The organism is Kribbella shirazensis (assembly GCF_011761605.1).
Classification (GTDB): domain Bacteria; phylum Actinomycetota; class Actinomycetes; order Propionibacteriales; family Kribbellaceae; genus Kribbella; species Kribbella shirazensis.
On sequence record NZ_JAASRO010000001.1, the window covers coordinates 7770558 to 7788777 of the forward strand.

Annotated in this window: 17 protein-coding genes; 5 read left to right on the forward strand and 12 right to left on the reverse strand. The window is 69.6% G+C overall.

All coding sequences use genetic code 11. The features are described from left to right. Nucleotides 1-15 precede the first annotated feature (15 nt). From BJY22_RS36995 to BJY22_RS42725, 4 genes are all read right to left on the reverse strand, one after another. The gene (locus tag BJY22_RS36995) at nucleotides 16-1203 is read right to left on the reverse strand and encodes an MFS transporter (protein WP_167216390.1); all 1188 of its coding nucleotides are present in this window, start codon (nucleotides 1201-1203) and stop codon (nucleotides 16-18) included. Between the two features lie 249 nt (nucleotides 1204-1452). After that, nucleotides 1453-2442, reverse strand: a complete 990-nt coding sequence (locus BJY22_RS37000) for a TolB family protein (RefSeq protein ID WP_167216392.1) — start codon at nucleotides 2440-2442, stop codon at nucleotides 1453-1455. Then, a complete protein-coding gene (locus BJY22_RS37005) occupies nucleotides 2439-3644 on the reverse strand; it encodes an MFS transporter (protein ID WP_167216394.1) in 1206 nt (401 codons plus the stop codon). The genes BJY22_RS37000 and BJY22_RS37005 overlap by 4 nt, the downstream gene beginning before the upstream one ends. Next, nucleotides 3644-5230, reverse strand: coding sequence for a discoidin domain-containing protein (locus tag BJY22_RS42725; protein WP_167216396.1), 1587 nt, complete (start codon nucleotides 5228-5230; stop codon nucleotides 3644-3646). The genes BJY22_RS37005 and BJY22_RS42725 overlap by 1 nt, the downstream gene beginning before the upstream one ends. A gap of 157 nt (nucleotides 5231-5387) precedes the next feature. Here BJY22_RS42725 and BJY22_RS37015 point away from each other — a divergent pair, with 157 nt between their 5' ends. Continuing rightward, nucleotides 5388-6362, forward strand: a complete 975-nt coding sequence (locus tag BJY22_RS37015) for an aldo/keto reductase (RefSeq protein WP_167216398.1) — start codon at nucleotides 5388-5390, stop codon at nucleotides 6360-6362. Nucleotides 6363-6436: 74 nt separating this feature from the next. Continuing rightward, nucleotides 6437-6985: a BON domain-containing protein gene (locus BJY22_RS37020; protein ID WP_167216400.1), complete on the forward strand. Its 549-nt coding sequence runs from the start codon at nucleotides 6437-6439 to the stop codon at nucleotides 6983-6985. A gap of 100 nt (nucleotides 6986-7085) precedes the next feature. Here BJY22_RS37020 and BJY22_RS37025 read toward each other — a convergent pair whose 3' ends face one another. Continuing rightward, a complete protein-coding gene (locus BJY22_RS37025; RefSeq protein ID WP_167216402.1) occupies nucleotides 7086-8105 on the reverse strand; it encodes a LacI family DNA-binding transcriptional regulator in 1020 nt (339 codons plus the stop codon). 31 nt (nucleotides 8106-8136) lie between these two features. Between BJY22_RS37025 and BJY22_RS37030 the strand changes: the two genes are divergently transcribed. Then, entirely contained in the window at nucleotides 8137-9666 is a 1530-nt protein-coding gene (locus BJY22_RS37030; RefSeq protein ID WP_337759759.1) for an alpha-N-arabinofuranosidase, read from the forward strand. Here BJY22_RS37030 and BJY22_RS37035 read toward each other — a convergent pair. The 5 genes from BJY22_RS37035 to BJY22_RS37055 all read right to left on the reverse strand — a co-directional run bounded on the left by BJY22_RS37035 (nucleotide 9650) and on the right by BJY22_RS37055 (nucleotide 13763). Beyond that, nucleotides 9650-10480: a MerR family transcriptional regulator gene (locus BJY22_RS37035; protein WP_167216406.1), complete on the reverse strand. Its 831-nt coding sequence runs from the start codon at nucleotides 10478-10480 to the stop codon at nucleotides 9650-9652. The genes BJY22_RS37030 and BJY22_RS37035 overlap by 17 nt on opposite strands. Nucleotides 10481-10546: 66 nt before the next feature. Next, nucleotides 10547-10810, reverse strand: coding sequence for a hypothetical protein (locus BJY22_RS37040; protein ID WP_167216408.1), 264 nt, complete (start codon nucleotides 10808-10810; stop codon nucleotides 10547-10549). Nucleotides 10811-11043: 233 nt separating this feature from the next. After that, on the reverse strand, nucleotides 11044-12054 hold the full coding sequence (locus BJY22_RS37045) for a zinc-dependent alcohol dehydrogenase family protein (RefSeq protein ID WP_238350564.1): 1011 nt from the start codon (nucleotides 12052-12054) through the stop codon (nucleotides 11044-11046). A 6-nt stretch (nucleotides 12055-12060) separates the two neighbouring features. Continuing rightward, nucleotides 12061-12885, reverse strand: coding sequence for an ABC transporter permease (locus BJY22_RS37050; protein ID WP_167216410.1), 825 nt, complete (start codon nucleotides 12883-12885; stop codon nucleotides 12061-12063). Then, nucleotides 12882-13763: an ABC transporter ATP-binding protein gene (locus BJY22_RS37055; protein WP_167216411.1), complete on the reverse strand. Its 882-nt coding sequence runs from the start codon at nucleotides 13761-13763 to the stop codon at nucleotides 12882-12884. Before BJY22_RS37055 ends, BJY22_RS37050 begins: the two co-directional genes overlap by 4 nt. Nucleotides 13764-13917: 154 nt before the next feature. On the opposite strand from BJY22_RS37055, the gene BJY22_RS37060 reads away from it, so the two are divergent. Further along, a complete protein-coding gene (locus BJY22_RS37060; protein WP_167216413.1) occupies nucleotides 13918-14769 on the forward strand; it encodes a GbsR/MarR family transcriptional regulator in 852 nt (283 codons plus the stop codon). On the opposite strand, the gene BJY22_RS37065 is transcribed toward BJY22_RS37060, so the two are convergent. Further along, nucleotides 14713-15816 carry an NAD(P)/FAD-dependent oxidoreductase gene (locus BJY22_RS37065; RefSeq protein WP_167216415.1) on the reverse strand — a complete coding sequence of 368 codons (1104 nt, stop codon included), beginning with the start codon at nucleotides 15814-15816 and terminating at the stop codon, nucleotides 14713-14715. The two genes, BJY22_RS37060 and BJY22_RS37065, sit on opposite strands and share 57 nt — an antisense overlap. Nucleotides 15817-15930: 114 nt before the next feature. On the opposite strand from BJY22_RS37065, the gene BJY22_RS37070 reads away from it, so the two are divergent. After that, nucleotides 15931-17382 carry an alpha/beta hydrolase gene (locus tag BJY22_RS37070; protein ID WP_167216417.1) on the forward strand — a complete coding sequence of 484 codons (1452 nt, stop codon included), beginning with the start codon at nucleotides 15931-15933 and terminating at the stop codon, nucleotides 17380-17382. 40 nt (nucleotides 17383-17422) lie between these two features. On the opposite strand, the gene BJY22_RS37075 is transcribed toward BJY22_RS37070, so the two are convergent. Next, nucleotides 17423-18172, reverse strand: coding sequence for a hypothetical protein (locus BJY22_RS37075; RefSeq protein ID WP_167216419.1), 750 nt, complete (start codon nucleotides 18170-18172; stop codon nucleotides 17423-17425). Nucleotides 18173-18220 lie beyond the last annotated feature (48 nt).

Sequence of the window (18220 nt, forward strand, 5' to 3'; positions counted from 1 at the left end):
GCATCATAACAGCACTTATATAAGCACTGTTACATCTGTGCTCTGGTCAGGTGCGGTGCGCCGCGCAATGGTCGCGGCGGCGGTGGCGGCGGAGAGGAGGCTGATGACGGCGAGGGTCGCGAAGCCGTAGCGGGTGTCGGAGTGGCCTGTGACGACCGCGGCGATCAGCATCACGAGCACGGTGGCGGCGAGGCCGTAGCCGTTGGCGATGCCGAAGGCGTGGCCGACCCGCGACGCGTCGACCGAGGTCATCAGCAGCGACCGCGTGGCGATCCGCGACTGGCCGAAGAGGAACGCGCCCAGCAGTACGAATCCCATCAGTGCGGGTACGCCGAAGAGCGGCTGCAACGCCAGCAATGCGCTGCAGATCAGGAATCCCCCGATCGCCAGCCTCAGGTCCCCGAAGCGCATCGCGGACCGGCGGTAGGCGGCCGCGGCGAGCAGGAATCCTGCTCCACCCAGCGCATCGACCACACCGAGGACGGCCGGCCCGCGCTGCCACTCCCCGACGAGCAGCACGGGCAGCAGTGCGTTGAAGACCGTCACGACGACGAGTCCCTGTCCGAACAGCACCGCGAGCGGGACGAGCGGCAGCCTGCGCACGAGCACCGTACCGCCCTCGACGACTGCTGCCGTCGCGTTCAGCCTCCCCTTGCCCACGAAGTACACGAGTACGCCGGACAGCACGAACGTGACGGCGTTGAACGTGAAGAGCGGCATCGGACCGAAGTACTGCAGGGCCACACCCCCGACCCCCGCGGACAGGAGCATGCCGGACTGCAGCGCGATCTCGTAGTGCGCGTTGAAGCGACGGAGTTGCGCAGTCGGGACCCGTTCGCGGATCAGCGCCGCGCTCGCCGGGGTGAACTGCGCAGCGAGCACGGCGAGCGCGAAGTTGGTCGCGTAGACGAGCGACTGCTGCGACGCCCCGACCGCAAGGCCGATCGGCAACGCGAGAGCGGCAGCGGCGCTGAACACGTCGCACAGCACCCACAGCCGGCGCCGGTCGAAGCGGTCGGCGAGACGGCCGAAGTACGGCGAGAGCACGGCCTGCGGGACGGCGACGGCGATGAAGAGCCAGCCGACGTCGAGCATCGAGCCCTGCGCCCGGACCAGCAGCAACGCGGCGCCGAGCAACTGGATGTTGTTGCCGAGGGACGTGATGAAGGCTGCCGGCAGCAGCAACTGTGGTCGCGAAGTCACCTGGTGAACGGTGCCAGCAAAACCTGACAACTCATGGCAGTGATCTTCGCCTCTGGTGACTGCTGTGTGGGCGGTTGATGGATTCTGGGTTGTCTTGCGAGCGCAGCGATCTGCAGCTCGACAGGAGGTGTCGCGCGGCTGGGTAGTGCACGTACGCGCGATCGCGAGTGGGTGTACACCGTCTCACGGTGCTCTACCTGTCGAGCCGCCGATCCGCCGCCACCCGGTAACACAACCACCCGGAGGGTGTCAGCTGAAGGACGGGCTGGTGGCCTTCGGGATGAGGAGTTTGGGAGCGGTGGTCAGGCCGACGGACCAGATGTCCAGGGTGTTGCCGGCGGTGCGGATCGGGTAGAGCAGGGTCGCGTTGCCCTGCCAGACCGGCTGGTCGTCGATGGAGCGGGTCTCGGGTGGATGCGTGCTGCGGCGGGTCGCGAGGTCGAGGACGGCGAGGCGCCAGACGCCGTTGCTCACCTTCTCCTTGTACGCGATCCGCCGCCCGTCGGGCGAGAGCGACGGGCACTCGACGTTCTCCGCGATCGCAGTACCGCGGTACGAGCGGTAGTCAGCCTCGACCAGGTACGTCTTCCCCTTGCTGGCCATGGTGACGTAGAACTTGTTGCCATCAGCACCGAACGTGATTCCCCAGTAGTTCACGTCCGCGGCGAAGTACCGCTTCCCGTCGACGAAGACCGCCAGCTCTTCGACGGACTTCAGGAGCTTCCCGGTGTCCACCTCGTACAGCCCGGTGCGGGTCGAGAACCCCGTGGCAGCGTACGAGTCGCCGCTGACGAACAGCGTCCAGTTCACGATCCGTCCGTCCGGCGAGACCCGCGCCCGGCTCGGCGTTCCGGGGAGCGTCTCGCGATGCCGTTCCCGGAGGTTCGCGTCCAGCACGATCAGCTCGGTCAACGGCGGCAGCGATCCGGCCTTCAACCGCAGGCAGACCGCCGTACCGCGCGCCGCGGCGAACCGGTCGCACCGCAGCTCACCCACCCTGCGCACCGAGCCCTCAGGGCCCGCAGAGCCGATCGGTACGGCGGCCAGCTTGCCGGAATCCGGTCCGTCCGCGAGGTTCCGGAAGAACAGCGTCCTGCCGTCCAGCCCCATCGGTTGCCCCGTGACAACCGGTACGGCGTTCTCTGCGGCGCCACCGTCGCGGGCCTGGACGACGTACGTGATCGCCCCGCCGACGAGCGCGAAGACCCCGATCGCGACAACGAGCAGCCGGCGTTTCATCGGCGTACCTCCAAGGGTTTGAAGACGGCGGCGGCGATCGTCACCGCCGACAGCGCGACGGTGATCGCGAGAATCGCGGGACGGAGGTCCCAGAGCGTCCAGAGCAGGCCGACGGTGACGGCCGCGGCCATCCGCGCGAGGGCCTGGCCGGTCTGCAGTACGGCGAGACCGCTGGCGCGGAGGTTCTCGGGCAGCAGCGGGCCGACCGCCGCGGGAAGTACCCCGTCCGTCGCAGCGTAGAAGATGCCGTGGAGGGCGAGGACCAACCACCAGGAGCCGATCGGTCCGCAGACGATCAGCAGCGCCAGGACGAGAGCGACGTGACCGCCGAGAAAGACCTTCCAGCGGCCGATCCGGTCGCCGAGGCGGCCGAGCGGGATCGCCAGCAGGAGGAACGTGCCCGCGCTGCCCAACGGGAGCAGGGGAAACAGACTGGTCTCGATCTCCCAGCGTCGTTGTACGGCGAGGTAGACGAAGGAGTCGGTGATCGTGAAGAGGCCGAGCGCCGCAGCCCACACACAGCATCGGCGGAAGTTCGGGTCCTTCAGCAACCCCAGGACCGGCAGCCGGACCCGAGCGGGCGCGGGCGGTGGCGACTGGTCGCGCACGAAGGCGGTCAGGACGATGACGCCGCAGGTGGCCAGAGCGAAGCTGGTGACGAAGACCGAGTTGTAGTCGTTGAGGCTTGCCCACAGGACCGCCGTGGCCACCAGTGGACCCAGGAAGGCGCCGACGGTGTCCAGTGCCCGGTGAACTCCGAACGAGCGGCCCATCGTCTCTGGCTCGCTGCTCAACGAGATCAGCGCGTCCCGCGGCGCGGTCCGGATGCCCTTCCCGGCGCGGTCGACCGCGAGTACCGCGCCGATCGCCGGCACCGTGGATCCGGCGGCCAGGAAGCCGAGCTTCGAGATCGCCGAGAGCGCGTAGCCGACGCCGGCGACGGTCTTCAACCGCCGCCAGCGATCGGCCACGTGTCCGCCGGCCAGCCGTAGTACCGCGGTCGCCCCGGCGTACAGGCCGTCGAGCAGCCCGAACTGCAGCGGATTCAGCCCGAGCCCGAAGACCAGGTACAGCGGCAGGATCGCGGTCACCATCTCGGCCGAGACGTCGGTCACCAAACTGACGATGCCGAGGGCAACCACATTCCCCGGGACCCGCCGCAGCGGCGCGGACCGGAGCGGGCCGACGGACGCGAGGTACATCAGTGGCAGGTGTACGTCGGGCTGCTGTCCAGGACGTCTCCGTCCAGGCCGATCAGCTGGGTGGCGAACGTGGTGTCGGTCATCGACAGCTTCAGCACGCCGAAGTCCTCGATGATCTTCGCGGTCGCCGGATGCGCGGCGTGCACCGGGTAGAGCGGCGCGCCGCCCATGCCGCCGATGATCTGGACCGGTCCGTTCGGGTCACGGTCGCCGTCGGCGTTCTGCGGCACGAACCGCTCGTAGTGGTGGTCGTGCCCGTTCATCACCAGGTCGGCCTTCGCCGCCACGAGCGTTTCCCACAACGGGGCAGCGCCTTCCTGGTCGCCGTGGTCGCCGGAGCTGTAGCGCGGGTGGTGGTAGTACGCCGCGATACAGCCCTTGGTGTTGTTCGCAAGGTCCTGCTTCAACCAGGTGAGCTGCTCCGGCTCGGCGAGACCCGACTCCTTGACGAAGTCGTTCGAGTCGAGGGCGATGAAGTGCCAGTTGCCCTGGTTCCAGCTGTAGTAGTTCTTGCCCTGCGGGGTCGCGATCGACCCGAAGTAGTCGTGGTAGCCCTTGAACGGGATGTCGTCGTACGTCTCGTGGTTGCCGGGGCTCGGGTGGGTGATGTTCTTGAACCTCCCCCACGTCTTCGCATAGTAGTTCTGGAAGTCCGAGAGGTGCGCGTCGTCGTACTGGTTGTCGCCCATCGTGATCACGGCGGCCGGGTTCATCGCCTCGACCAGGTTCGCGGTCTTGGGGTGGATGCAGTCCGGGTCGGACGCCGTACAGCGGTCCGCGATGTCACCGGCGGCGGCGAGGACGAAGCTGTCGGTCCCGCCGGCGCTGGTCGTGACCGTGATCGGCGCGGTCGCCGCGGACACGTTCCCGGCCAGGTCGCGGGCGCGCACCGAGTACTGGTACGCCGTGTTCGCGGTCAGGCCGGTGTCGTTGTACTGCGTGCCCGGCGTCGTCGCAACGACGGTGCCGTTGCGGAGTACGTCGTACCCGCTCACGCCGACGTTGTCGGTCGAGGCGGTCCAGCCGAGCGCGACCGAGGTGGCGGTCACGGCGGTGCTCTTCAGGCCGGTCGGGACGGTTGGCGCCTCGGTGTCTCCGGTTGAGTCGGTGGTGCCGTAGACCTGGAGTTCCCAGAGCGAGTAGCCGTACGGCGTGCCTCGCTGGGTGCCGACGAGCCGGACGTACCGGCCGTGCGCCTGCAGGCCGGTCAGGTCGTCGGTCGCACCGTTGCCGTCGGTCACCTCCTTGACGGTGCTGAAGTTGGTGCCGTCGTCGGACACCTCGATCCGGTACGACTTCGCGTACGCGACCTCCCAGTTCAGGGTGACGCGGCCGACGGTGGCCGGCTGGCCCAGATCGACGCGGATCCACTGCGGGTCGGATCCTTCGGCACTGGCCCAGCGGGTCGACGTGCTGCCGTCGACCGCCTTTGCCGCGGTCAGGGTGTCGTCCTCGATGCTCGAGGCAACGACCGGTTGGCCCTGCGACAGCAGGGTGTCGGCGAACGGCTGAGCACCGGCGGCGGAACCACCGAGCGCGGCGAGCAGACCGACGGGGAGCACCAGCGCGAGCAGGCGCAATCTCATGAGATACCTCCGGGGGCGCGGAGCTTGAATTGTTAGGAAGGTTACCTAACAGTGGATGGTAGGTAAAGCCCTCACTTTCGTCATATACGCCGCCTGCATCAACTCTGCCCAGAAGATTCATTGGACGGGCGGCGGCGCGGCTGGTTGGCTCGGGAGCATGGATCTGCGCACCTTGGGACGTACCGGAATCGAGCTCAGCCCCGTCGGATTCGGCTGCTGGGCGATCGGCGGACCGTTCAGCAACCCGGCCGGAGAGCCCCTGGGCTGGGGCGTCGTCGACGACGAGGAGTCCGTCCGGGCGATCCGGCGGGCCGTCGAGCTCGGCGTGACCTTCTTCGACACCGCCGACGTGTACGGCGCCGGCCACAGCGAACGGGTTCTCGGGAAGGCCCTCGCCGGGATCCGCGACCAAGTGGTGATCGCGACCAAGTGGGGCAACACGTTCGACGAGTCGACCCGGGTCATGCACCACCAGGACGCGACACCGGAGTACGTCCACAAGGCCGTCCGGGCGTCGCTCGAGCGGCTCGGGACGGACTATCTGGACCTCTACCAGCTGCACTTCGACACGACCGACGAGATCGCGCTGCCGCTCCGCGAGGCCTGCGAGGAACTCGTCCGCGAAGGACTGATCCGCGGCTACGCGTGGAGCACCGACACGCTGCACAGCGCGGAACTGTTCGCGCAGGGCGAGCACTGCGCGGCGGTCCAGCACGAGGCGAGCGTCCTGCACGACGCGCCGGACTTCTTCGCGCTGTGCGAACGCGAGGACCTGGCCAGCATCAACCGGACACCGTTGGGGATGGGGATCCTCGGCCGGCGCAACGCGAGCACACCGGCCACCGGCGCGGACATCCGCACGCTGCCGCCGTCCTGGTTGCGGTACTTCGACGAAGGCGGCGTCCCCGCTCCGGAATGGTGGGAGAAGGTGACCGCCATCCGCGACGTCCTACAGAGCGACGGGCGGACCCTGGCGCAGGGCGCGCTGGCGTGGCTGTGGGCCCGGAGCCCGCGGACCGTGCCGATCCCCGGCTTCCGCACGGTCGCACAGGCCGAGGAGAACGCCCGCGCGATGGAGTTCGGGCCACTGACCGAGGAACAGGTCCAGGAGATCGCCAAGCTCCTGCAGTGAATCCCTACACAGTGAATCCCCAGGCAGCCGTTGGGTACTGCGAGGGTAACCAATCCTCGAGAGGATGACGGCTGATGCGAGTGACCATCGACCGTGGCCGGAACCACGGCGTCAGAATGCGGAGACCCGGCCGATCGCTGCTCGCCGGCGCCGGTCTGGCGGCAGCCGGGATCGGTACCGGCATGCTCGTCGAGTACCTGCTCGATCCCGACCGCGGGCGGGCGCGGCGGGCCCGGATGCGGGACCAGTCGGCGCACACCACGCACCGGATGACCGACAGCCTGAACGGGATGTCCCACGACGTCGCGAACCGCAGCCGGGGCGTGGCGATGGGGATGCGGTACCGCGTCGCGGGCCGCTCGGCGGACGACGCCGTACTGCACGACCGGGTGCGGGCGGAGCTGGGGCGGCACGTGAGTCATCCGCATGCGCTGCAGGTGCGCGTGGACGCCGGTGTCGTGACGCTCACCGGTGACGTGCTGGCGGCCGAGGAGCATTCGGCCCGGCGCGGCGTCAAGCGGATCCCCGGCGTGAAAGGCGTCCACGCCCAGTGGACGGTGCACGACGAGCCAGGCGACGTGCCGACGCTCCAGGGCAAACCCACCTCACGCTCCAAGAGCTGACCCAGTTCGGGACCAGGCCCGGCGCTCGCCCTGAGCGCCGGGCCTTGCCGTGGCCGTTGTTTATCGATATACCTACGTCATGCGCGGCGACAGAAGCAGGTCAGGCGAGGGTCGTACCTCGGAGGACCAGCCGCGCGGGTACGACGATCTCCTGCGGCCCACCGACCGGCCGGCCGTTGATCTGAGCCGTCATCAGCGAGGTGATGGTGTCGGCGAGGACCTCGTGACCCGGGTTCACCGTGGACAGCGCCGGCACCAGGAACGCCGCCTCGTCGATGTCGTCGAAGCCGATCACCTGGACGTCGTCCGGCACCCGCAGCCCGGCGTCCGCGAGCGCCCGCAGCGCACCCATCGCGACCACATCGGTCAGCCCGAACACCGCGTCGAACGCGACCCCGCGCTCGCGCAGCCCCCGGATCGCGTCGTACCCGTCCTGCAGGCCGAACGAGCAGCGGACGTTCAGCTCCCGGTCGACCGGCACACCGGCCTCGGTGTGCGCGAGCGTGTACCCCTCGGCGCGGAGCGCGGGCATGGTGGCCGAGCCGTCCGGGTCGCCGCCGATCATCGCCACCCGGCGGGCGCCCGTGGCCAGCAGGTGCCCGACCGCCTGCCGGGCGCCGTCGACGTTGTCCATCATCACGTGGTCGAAGCGCGACGGCAGCGCCCGCTCCCCGATCATCACCACCGGCGCGTCGGTGCGGAGCTGGCCGAGCTCGGCCGGGTCGATGTCGACCACGCTGAGGATCAGACCGTCGTACATCCGCAGCCGCGAGAACGCGACGGCCTCCATCTCCCCCTCGCGGCTGGCGCCGGTGCGTTCGGTGACGACCCGCAGCCCGTGCACCTCGAAGCGGTCGGCCAGCCGGCCGGCGAGCTGCCCGAAGTACGGGCGCTCCAGTTCGGGTACGGCGAGACCGACGACACCGGTGCGCCCGGCGCGCAGGTGCCGGGCGGCCAGGTTGACCTGGTACCCGAGCTCACCGATCGTCGCCAGCACCCGCTCACGGGTCTCGGCGCCCACCCGCGGCCGGCCGTTGATCACGTTCGACACGGTCATCGTCGAGACCCCGGCCGCCCGCGCGACATCAGCCATCGTCACCACGGTCGAGGGCTTTCCCATGCGGACCACTGTAAAGAGTAAGGAGCACTCCGTGCCTCAAGCATCGTCGTCCCGGGTCGTGATCGATCTCGACGTACCGGGTCCCACCATCAACCGGCACCTGTACGGTCACTTCGCCGAGCACCTCGGGCGGTGCATCTACGGCGGGTTCTACGTCGGCGAGGACTCACCGATCCCGAACGAGGGCGGCATCCGGCTCGACGTGGTGGAGGCGCTGCGGGCGCTGGACATCCCGAACCTGCGCTGGCCGGGCGGTTGCTTCGCGGACGAGTACCACTGGAAGGACGGCATCGGGCCGAAGGCGGACCGGCCGTCGATGGTGAACACGCACTGGGGCAACGTCGAGGAGAACAACCACTTCGGCACCCACGAGTTCATGGCGTTGTGCGAGCTGCTCGGCGCCGCGCCGTACGTGAACGGGAACGTCGGCAGCGGGACCGTGCGGGAGATGAGCGAGTGGGTCGAGTACCTGACCCGCGAGGGCGACAGCCCGATGGTGCGGCTGCGCAAGGCCAACGGGCGCGACGAGCCGTGGCAGGTCCCGTTCTGGGGCATCGGCAACGAGGCCTGGGGCTGCGGCGGGAACCTGCGGGCGGAGGCGTACGCCGACCTCGCCCGGCGGTACGCCACGTTCCTGAAGGACCACGGCGACAACAAGCTGTACCGGATCGCGGCCGGCGCGTCGGACGACGACCTGGCGTGGACCGAGGCGTTGCTCAAGGCGGTCAGCTGCCTCGGCTGCGGACGCGAGCCGAAGAACATCTTCCAGGCGATCTCGTTCCACTACTACACGGTCGCCGGAACGTGGGAGCACAAGGGCAGCGCGACCGAGTTCGACCTCGACGAGTACTACCGGACGCTGTCGAAGGCGCAGGGTGTGGAGCGGGTGATCCGCGCGCATTCCTCGCTGATGGACGCGTACGACCCGGAGCGCAAGATCGGTCTGGTGCTGGACGAGTGGGGCACCTGGTGGGACGTCGAGCCGGGCACGAACCCGGGCTTCCTGTACCAGCAGAACGCGATGCGCGACGCGTTGGTGGCGAGCCTGCACTTCGACGTGTTCCACCGGCACGCGGAGCGGCTGGTGATGGCGAACATCGCGCAGACCGTGAACGTGTTGCAGGCAATGTTGCTCACGGACGACAGTGACACAGGCGGTGGGCTGGTGCGAACCCCGACGTACCACGTGTTCGAGATGAACAAGGGCCACCAGGACGCGACGGCGGTGCCGGTGCATGTGGTCGAGCAGCCGACGTACGAGCTGGATGGTACGGCGATGGAGTTGGTGTCGGCGTCCGCGTCGGTGAAGGACGGGCGGGCACTGGTGTCGGTCAGCAACCTCGATCCGGTGGCGGCGGCGGACGTCGTACTCGATCTGCGGGGCGCGTCGGTGCGGGAGACGGCGGGACGGTTGCTGACGGCATCGAAACCGCAGGCTTACAACACGGTCGGCGATCCGGATGCGGTGGCTCCGGTTCCGCTCGTCGTGGAACCGGAGCCGCGCGGCCTGCGGGTGACGTTGCCGCCGCACTCGTTCGCTACGGTCAGCTTGGTTTTGTGACCGGTCCTCTCACCGCGATCTGGAACTCGTGCACCCAGTTGGCCGGGTTGTCCGGGTCGAACTCCAGGGTGACCTCGCGGGCGTAGCCCTGGCTGCGGTAGCCGTTGTCCTCGATCCAGCGGGCCAGAGTCTGCATGCTGCGGTCGGCCTCCATCATGTCGCCCTGGTGCACGATGGTCGCCGCCTGCGTGAGCTCGGGCAGTTCCCGCTGGTCGAGGTCGGCGGGCGGCACGGCCTCGACGGGTACGGCGGCATGGACGCGGATCGTGTCGTTCTCGGCGTCCTCGTAGTACGCGACCGGTGAACCGCACGGCTGCACGCCGGCCATGCCGAGGCGTTCGAAGAGCTGGCCGAACAGCGGCTGGATCACCGGGCCGATGTCCGCACCGTCGTAGCTCGGTGAGATCGCGGACAGCTCGGCGACCCGGATCGGGGCGATGCGCTTCAGGACGACGTCGTCGGTGGGCATATGACCTTCCCTCTCGATGAGCCGGAGCCTCGCCTCGACGCTGGTCAGCCGGGCCGTACTGCGGGCGAGCTCGTCCTCGAGCTGGGCCTGCCGCAACCGCAGCATGCCGCGCAACTCCTCCGCCGACAGCTTCGCGTCGAGGATCTCGCCCACCTGCTGCAGGCTGAAGCCGAGATCCTTGAGCGCGATGATGCGGTTCAGGCGGCTGAACTGGTCGGCCGAGTAGAACCGGTACCCGGTCGCCTCGTCGACGACAGCCGGCCGGAGCAGCCCGAGGGCGTCGTAGTGCCGCAGCATCCGCGCCGACACCTGACCGAACGCCGCGAAGTCTCCGATGGTGAACATGCCGCCACCTTCCGGCTTGACACTGTGTGAAGGTCAAGTGTGAAGGTTGCGCGAGGGTCGCGGGGATCAGGTGGAGATGCGGGCGCGGCGGTCGCGGATGGTGGCGAGCGTCAGGGCGGTGGCCACCAGGGCGACGCCGCCGGCGCCGAAGCCGGTGACCAGGATGGTGCGACTGTCCAGCCGGGCGTCGCACTGCATCGGCGTGATGCCCTCGTTCGGCCGGAAGACCGAGCCGCAGCCGTCGCCACCCGCATGCACGGGGCGGACGGCGAGCACCACCCCGACGACCAGCAGAACCGTGCCCACCGCGCCGAGGATCTTGTTCAGCACCGGCCGTCCTCTCGGGCGCCGGGGCGCACATCAGCCAGGACCGACCCCACGTGTCTGGTCAGCACCCACATCCGCACGGTCTCGCTCCCTGGCCGTCATCAGAAGATTGGTCGGTAAGATTTGATCAAATCTAACGCAGCTAGCAGCCTGCGCTGAAGTTGGGAACCGCCTCGTGGTGGAATCTTCACTCAGTTCTAACGCCGGACCTGCGGCGAGAGCGCGACCACACACGTTCAGGTGACCGTGGCGACCAGGGAACCGATCGCCCGGCCGTGGGCGACGTCGGCGAGGGCCCGGTCGACGGCATCGAACGAGACGACCGTCGTGTGCGCGGCCACCGGCAGGCGGGCGACCAGGCGGAACAGCTCCTCACCGTCGCGGCGGGTGTTGGACGTGACGCTGCGCAGATCGCGCTCGTGGAAGAGATGCCGCTCGTAGTTCAGCACCGGTACGTCGGACAGATGGATGCCGGCCACCGCCACCGTCCCACCAGCTCTGACCGCTTCCAGCGCGAACGGGACCACATCACCGGCCGGCGCGAACACAATCGCCGAGTCCAGCCCCACCGGCGGCCGCTCCGCGGTCTCGCCCACGAACACGGCGCCCAACTCACGGGCGAGCGCCCGGTTCCGCTCGCCGCGGGTCATCACGTACAGCTCGGCGCCCTGGGCAGCGGCCAACTGGGCGGTGAGATGGGCGCTCGACCCGAACCCGTAGATCCCGAGCCGGCCGCCCGGCGGCAGGTTCGCGCGGAGCAGTGCGCGATAGCCGATGATCCCGGCACACAGGAACGGAACGAGCTCCGCGGCGAGGCGATCCGTCGGCAACGCGTAGGCATAGTCCTGCGGCACCACGGCGTACTCCGCGAATCCCCCGTCGGCGTCCCACCCGGTGTACGTCGAGCGCGGGCAGAGGTTCTCGGACCCGCGACGGCAGAACTCGCACACGCCGCAGGTCCCGCGCAACCAGGCGATCCCGACCCGGTCCCCGACCGCGAACCGCCCCGCCGCCGTACCGCGACCGACCACGGCGCCGACCACCTGATGCCCCGGCACGACGCCCGGCCGCTTCGGAGTCAGGTCCCCCTCGGCCAGATGCAGGTCTGTGCGGCAGATCCCGCACGCCTCGACCTTCACGAGTACTTCGCCGGCGCCGGGCTCCGGGACGGTACGGCGTACGCGCCGCAGCGGACCGTCGTCGATCGGCCCTGGAGGATCCACTGCCCACGCCTGCATCTGGTCCATGCTCCATCATGCGACGCGCTGGAGTGCCTTCTCCCGGCGCTCGGCGACCTTGGACCCGGACTCGCGGCGGGCCATCCGGCGCAGTACGACGGGAGCGAGCAGCAGGCCCGCGACCGCCCAGAGACCGAGCATCGCGGCGGTCTCGAGATTCCGCCAGGACTCACCGACCTCGACCACCACTGTTTCCGCGGGCAGCAGCGCGGACCGCATGCCCAGACCCATCCAGTAGACCGGTGTGAGTTGCCCGATCCACTGCAGCCAGTCGGGTAGGGCGGTGATCGGGTAGAAGATGCCGGAGATCGCGATCAGTCCGAGCATCGGCAGCTGGATCAGTCCCTGGGAGCGCGCGGTGGTGAAGACCGAGCCGAGGATCGCGCCGATCGGCAGCGTCGCGAGCAGCCCGAGCAGCAGTACCCACACGAGCGTCAGCCAGTGCGCCGATCCGAGGGCGATGCCGTCGACGAGGAACAGGCCCGGGACCACCAGGATCGTCAGGTCGACGAGCAGGCCGCCCGCGACCGACACGACCTTTCCGACGAGGTAGCCGACCATGCCGTTCGGCAAGGACTTGGCACGGAGCAAGGTGCCGTCCTCGCGGTCGGCCGTGAGCTGCTGACTCATGCTGACCATGCCCATCGCGGCGTTCATCCCGAGGATGCTGGGCAGCGCGAGCGCGCCGAGCAGGAACCCGGTGGAGCCGAAGTCGCGATGCCGCAGGAAGAACAGCGCGACCAGCATCAGCACCGGCCAGAGGAAGTGACTGACCAGCTCGGGACCGTTGGTGAAGGACTGCCGCAGCTCGATCAGTCCCCGCCGCCAGCCCGCCCTCACGACTGGTCCCGTTCGCGTGCGTGTTCGCGGACGAGTGTGAGATAGGCGTCCTCGAGGGAGGCGCGGCGTACTTCGAGGTCGCCGAGCGCGTCGCCGTACGTCGAGAACAGGCCGCGAACGAGCGCGGTCGAGTCGGTCGTCGACCGGCGGAACGGCTCCCCGTCGACCGTCCAGCGCACGTCGTCCTCCCCCGCGATCAGCCGGGTGAGCTGCGCGGTGCTGCCGGACGCGATGATGCGTCCCGCGGCGAGGACGAGAATGCGGTGCGCGAGTTTGCTCGCCTCATCGAGGTCGTGGGTGGTCAGCAGGATCGTGGTGCCGAGGTCGTCCGCGAGCCGGCGTACCAGGTCGTGGAACTCGTACCGCGCTTCGGGATCGAACCCGACGGTCGGCTCGTCGAGGAACAGTACGTCGGGGCGGCCAACGATTCCGATCGCGACATCGAGCCGGCGACGCTGCCCGCCGGACAGCGTCTTGATCTTCTGCCCGGCGGCCGCGGTCAGACCGACCACGTCGAGCAGTTCGCCGGTCGGCCACGGGCGTCGGGTCGTCGGCGTGGAGTACGGCGCGTAGTACGTGCCGAGGTGCTGGAGGAGTTCGTGGACGCGCCAGTTGCCGTGGTCGCGCCAGGACTGCAGCACGATGCCGATCCGGGAGCGCCAGCGCTCGTCGGCCGCGGCCGGGTCGACGCCTAGGACCTCGACCCGGCCCGCCGAGCGGAGCCGGAAGCCTTCGAGGATCTCGATCGTCGTGCTCTTGCCGGCACCGTTCGGGCCGAGCAGTGCCAGTACCTCGCCGGGGCGCGCGTCGAACGTCACGTCGTGCAGGACATCGGTCTCGCCGTACCGCATCCGGAGCCCGTCAACTGTCAGAACCATGCCGGCGAAGCTACGTTGCGTTCACTCGACCGGCAATCGTCACGCAGTACTGCATGGTCGTTAATTGCCTTAAAACATGGCATTCTGTGCAATGAGGATGCGAGAGAACGCAACTCGTTGCAATGAGCTGACAGTAAACGCGCGGAGGTCGTCGATGCCCGGAGGCAGGCTGAGTCACCAGGACCGGCTCGACATCGCGGCCGGGCTGGAGGCCGGTCTCGGGTACGCCGAGATCGCGCGGCAACTGCAACGCCCGACATCGACGATCACCCGGGAAGTCGCGCGGAACGGCGGCGCGTCCGGCTACCGGGCCGATCACGCGCACTACGCGACCGCGTCCCGCGCGCGGCGCCGGCGACCGGTCTCGCCCGCGGACGGTGTCCGGGCGCTCGATGCGCAGCGGGAGTACGTCGAGCGGTTCGCGGCGATGATGGTCGAGGGCGGCCTGCCGCGGATGGCGTCGCGGGTCCTCGCACTGCTCTACACCTCGGACTCCCGCACCCTCACCGCGGCCGACCTCGTGCAGGAGCTGCGGGTCAGCCCGGCCTCGATCTCCAAGGCGATCGGGTACCTCGAGCGGGTCGGCATGGTGCACCGCGAGCCCGACCCGATCCGCCGCCTCCAGCACTACGTGATCGCCGACGACGTCTGGCTGAAGGCGTGGGAGGTAAGCGCGCGGACCAACGACAGCTGGGCGGACCTCGCGGCCGAGGGGGTCGAGCTGGTCGGCCGTGACACACCTGCGGGCGAGCGGCTCATGCACATGGCGGACTTCTTCCACCGGCTCAGTGAGGACATGTCCGGCGGCGCCGGGTTCCAGGATTGCCTAGCAGTGCTCGCGGTCCTCTGGCAGGCGGATCGGCGGCTCGACGCGAACGAGCTCGCAGCTGCGCTGCACTGGCCGGTCGAGCGGGTGACCGATGCGCTGGACTACGCGGTGAAGAACTCGTCAGGTCAGGATGGTGCGGAGCAGGCGGCGAGTCAGGGTGCCGTCGGCGAGGCCTAGTTCGACGAGGTCGTCGAAGACGCGCTGGTCGGCGGCGGCCGCGCGGATGCCGGCGTCGAGGATCCGTTCGGAGCGGCTGAGCTGGGCGACGAGTGCGGTGTCGCGAAGGTGCCTCGACAGCAGGCGGGACGTGCGGCGACGGTACGGCGTACCGGCGTCCGAGGAACCCGCTCGGAGGGCGTCGGCGATCGCGCGGCCGGCGAGGAGACCGGTCGCGACCGCGTAGTAGATGCCTTCGCCGGTCATCGGATTGATCAGCCCGGCCGCGTCCCCGGCGAGCAGCACCGGGCCGCGCGCCGGGCGCCACGACCAGCCGGCGAGCGGCAGGTGGTGGCCCCACCACGACTCGCCGCCGTCGGTCGCGCCTGGGAGCAGTACTTCGAGGTTCTTCAGCAGGAAGTCTCGCGTGGGGCGGGTCCCGGCGAGCAGTTCGCCGTACCCGACGTTCGACCAGCCGTCGCCGCGGTCGAAGGACCAGGCGTACGACGGTTGCCGGCCAGGGCCGTACGCGATCACCTGACTCGCCGCCCGCGCGGGCGGGGTCGGCGCGTAGCCGCGGATCGCGAGCGCGACCGGACCGGGTTTCGTGCCGAGCTCCCGCCGTACGACGGAATGCGCGCCGTCCGCGCCGACGACGAAGCGCGCGTCCAGATCGTCCACCGCGATCGACCCGGGCCGGATCGCGAGGCTGCGGACCCGGCGGCGGATGAACTGCGCGCCCGCGGCCTGCGCCGCCTCGACGAGCCGATGGTCGAAGACGGTCCGCGGAACCACCCACGTCGGCCGGGACATCTGCCGGTCCACACCGACCTCACCACGGTTGAGCACGAAGCGCCGTACCGGCGTCCAGTCGTCGAGGATCCCGGTGACACCGACACCGGCGAGCAGATCGAGAACGTGCGGCGCGATGCCGTCCCCACATGCCTTGTCCCGCGGGAACTCGTGCCGATCCAGCAGCAGCACCGACAAACCCGGATCCGCCGCCAACACCCCCAACGCCGCCGAAGCCCCCGCCGGCCCGGCACCGACCACAATCACATCCCACATCCCACCCAGTCTCGCAGCTCCAGGTAGCGCGTGCGCGACCCTGTGGCGGGCCTTCAGCGCACTGTGCTCGCGCGCTGGGATCCCTAGCGTCAGCAGGGACTCCGAGGAGGACCGATGAAACTACTTCTGGTGCTGGCGCTGCTGGGCGCGCCAGTGACTGTGCCGGCCGAGCGGCCACCGATCGAATGGCATCAATGTCGGCTCGACCCGGCCGACGCCGAGGGCGCGGCGCTCGATCAGGCCGGCGCCGAGTGCGGCGAACTGCAGGTGCCCCTCGACTACGGGCAGCCCGACGGGCCGAAGATCACGCTGGCCCTGTCGCGCCTCAAGGCGACGGGCGACCGGATCGGCGCGATGGTGCTGAACGACGGCGGGCCGGGCGGACCCGGGCTGAGCATGCCGTTGCGGTTGCGGCCGGCGATGCGGGAAGCGGGCACGCGGTACGACCTGATCGGACTGGACCCACGGTTCGTAGGACGCAGTACGCCGATCGACTGCAAGCTCCCGTTCTCCGGATGGCCGTGGGCCGGCGGGGCCGACCGATCGACGTTCGAGCGGGTGGAGCTGCAGGTGGCGGACATCGCGGCGCGGTGCGCGGCGAACGCGGGGCGGTATCTGCCGTTCGTGAACACGCGGAACACGGCGCGAGACATCGACCAGGTCCGGATCGCGCTGGGCGAGCGAAAGATCTCGTACCTCGGGTACTCGTACGGCACCTACCTCGGGTCGGTCTACCTGCAGATGTTCCCGGGCCGGACCGATCGGGTCGTCCTCGACGGTCCGCTCGACCCGGAGCAGTACGGTGCGCGCCTGTTGCGCACGGCCGGCCCGGCGAACGAGGCGGCGCTGCGGGGCTGGGCCGCGTGGGCAGCCGCCCGCGACTCGACGTACCACCTGGGGCGCACGTCCGCACAGGTGATGGCATCGGTGGACCGGGTACTGCGGGTCGCGGCGAGCCGGGGGCTGCGGATCGGGAAGCACCGGCTCGACGACGGGACGGTACCGGTGGTCCTGATGGTCCCGTTGGCCGACGACCGGGATGCGGCGCGGGCGACGTACGCCGGATTCGTGAGGACGCTGCTCGCCGCGACGTACGGATCGGTGGAACCGGGGCCGGAGCTGGGCGGCCTCCTCGACGCGTTGCTGACGCCTGCGTCGTCACAGCTGACCAGCGGCCAGATCGCGATCGTGTGCGGGGATCGTGCGGTGCCTCGCGATCGGCAGGTGTACTGGCGGGACATCCAGGCGCATCGACGTACTGAACCGCACTTCGCGTCGCTGACGCGGATGATCTCACCGTGCGCATACTGGCCGGTGCGCCCTCAGGAGCCGCCGACGCAGGTGGCCAACGCGGAGCCGGCACTGATCGTTGCCGCCGACGGAGATCCCCGCACGATCTACCCCAACGCGGCCGCTCTCCGGCAGCACCTGACCGCGGCACGCCTGATCACGGTCCGGAACGCCCGCAAGCACGGAATCTTCGGCGAGTACGGCAACGACTGCGCCGACCGAACGGTGATTGCCTACCTTCTCGACGGACAACTTCCCGCGGATCAAACCTGCTGAAGCGGGTGGTGCCGACCGACAGGAGGTACGCCGGGCCTGTTCAGGTGCCGGGGCGGCGGCCTGGTTTGTTGGGGCGGCGGGCTGGGCGGCGCGGGCGGGAGGTGGGGGTGGGGATGCCGGTCGGGGTGACGGGGCGGGCCTCGTCCAGGTCGACGATCTTGGGGGGTGGGGGGACGAAGAGCGGGATGGTTTCTTCTTCGGCGGCGGGTGCCGGCGGAGGTGGTGGCGGGGGCTCGGCGCGGGCGGCGGATTCTTTGCTCACCCGGGGTGTGGCCGGCCGGGGGCGGACGGCGGGAGCGGCGAGCGGGTGGGATGGGCGGCGGTGCGGGAGCTGGGTGCGCAACTCGATGCCGAGCGCATCGATCAGTTTGCGGCAGGCAACGATCGAGACGGCGACCGCGAACACCGAGCAGGCCGCGAACAGCACCGACTGACCGCCGGCCGACCAGTTCGACGGGTCGGTCCGGATCATCGCGGCGATCATCGCGACCACGATCGCGTTTGTGATGCCGAGGGCAACGGCCAGCCCCACGGTGCGGAGCAGGACCCGCCGCTCCAGCCCGACGTCGTCGGCCGCTGCGACCAGACCGGCGATCAACCCGGCCAGCACCGGCACCGTATAGACGAGCGCGAGCGTGAGGCCTGGGCTGGCAACCAGGTAGAAGATGTCGAACACCACCGCCGTACCGGTCAGCGCGGCGGCGAAACACACCACCATCGGCGGATACGCGCGCACCACCGAGACCGCGTCCGCAGGCACGGTCTTGAACATCCGCAACGCCAACAGCAACAACTCATCCCCTCGTCCTCCCCCATTGTGCAGGTACCCAGCACCCTG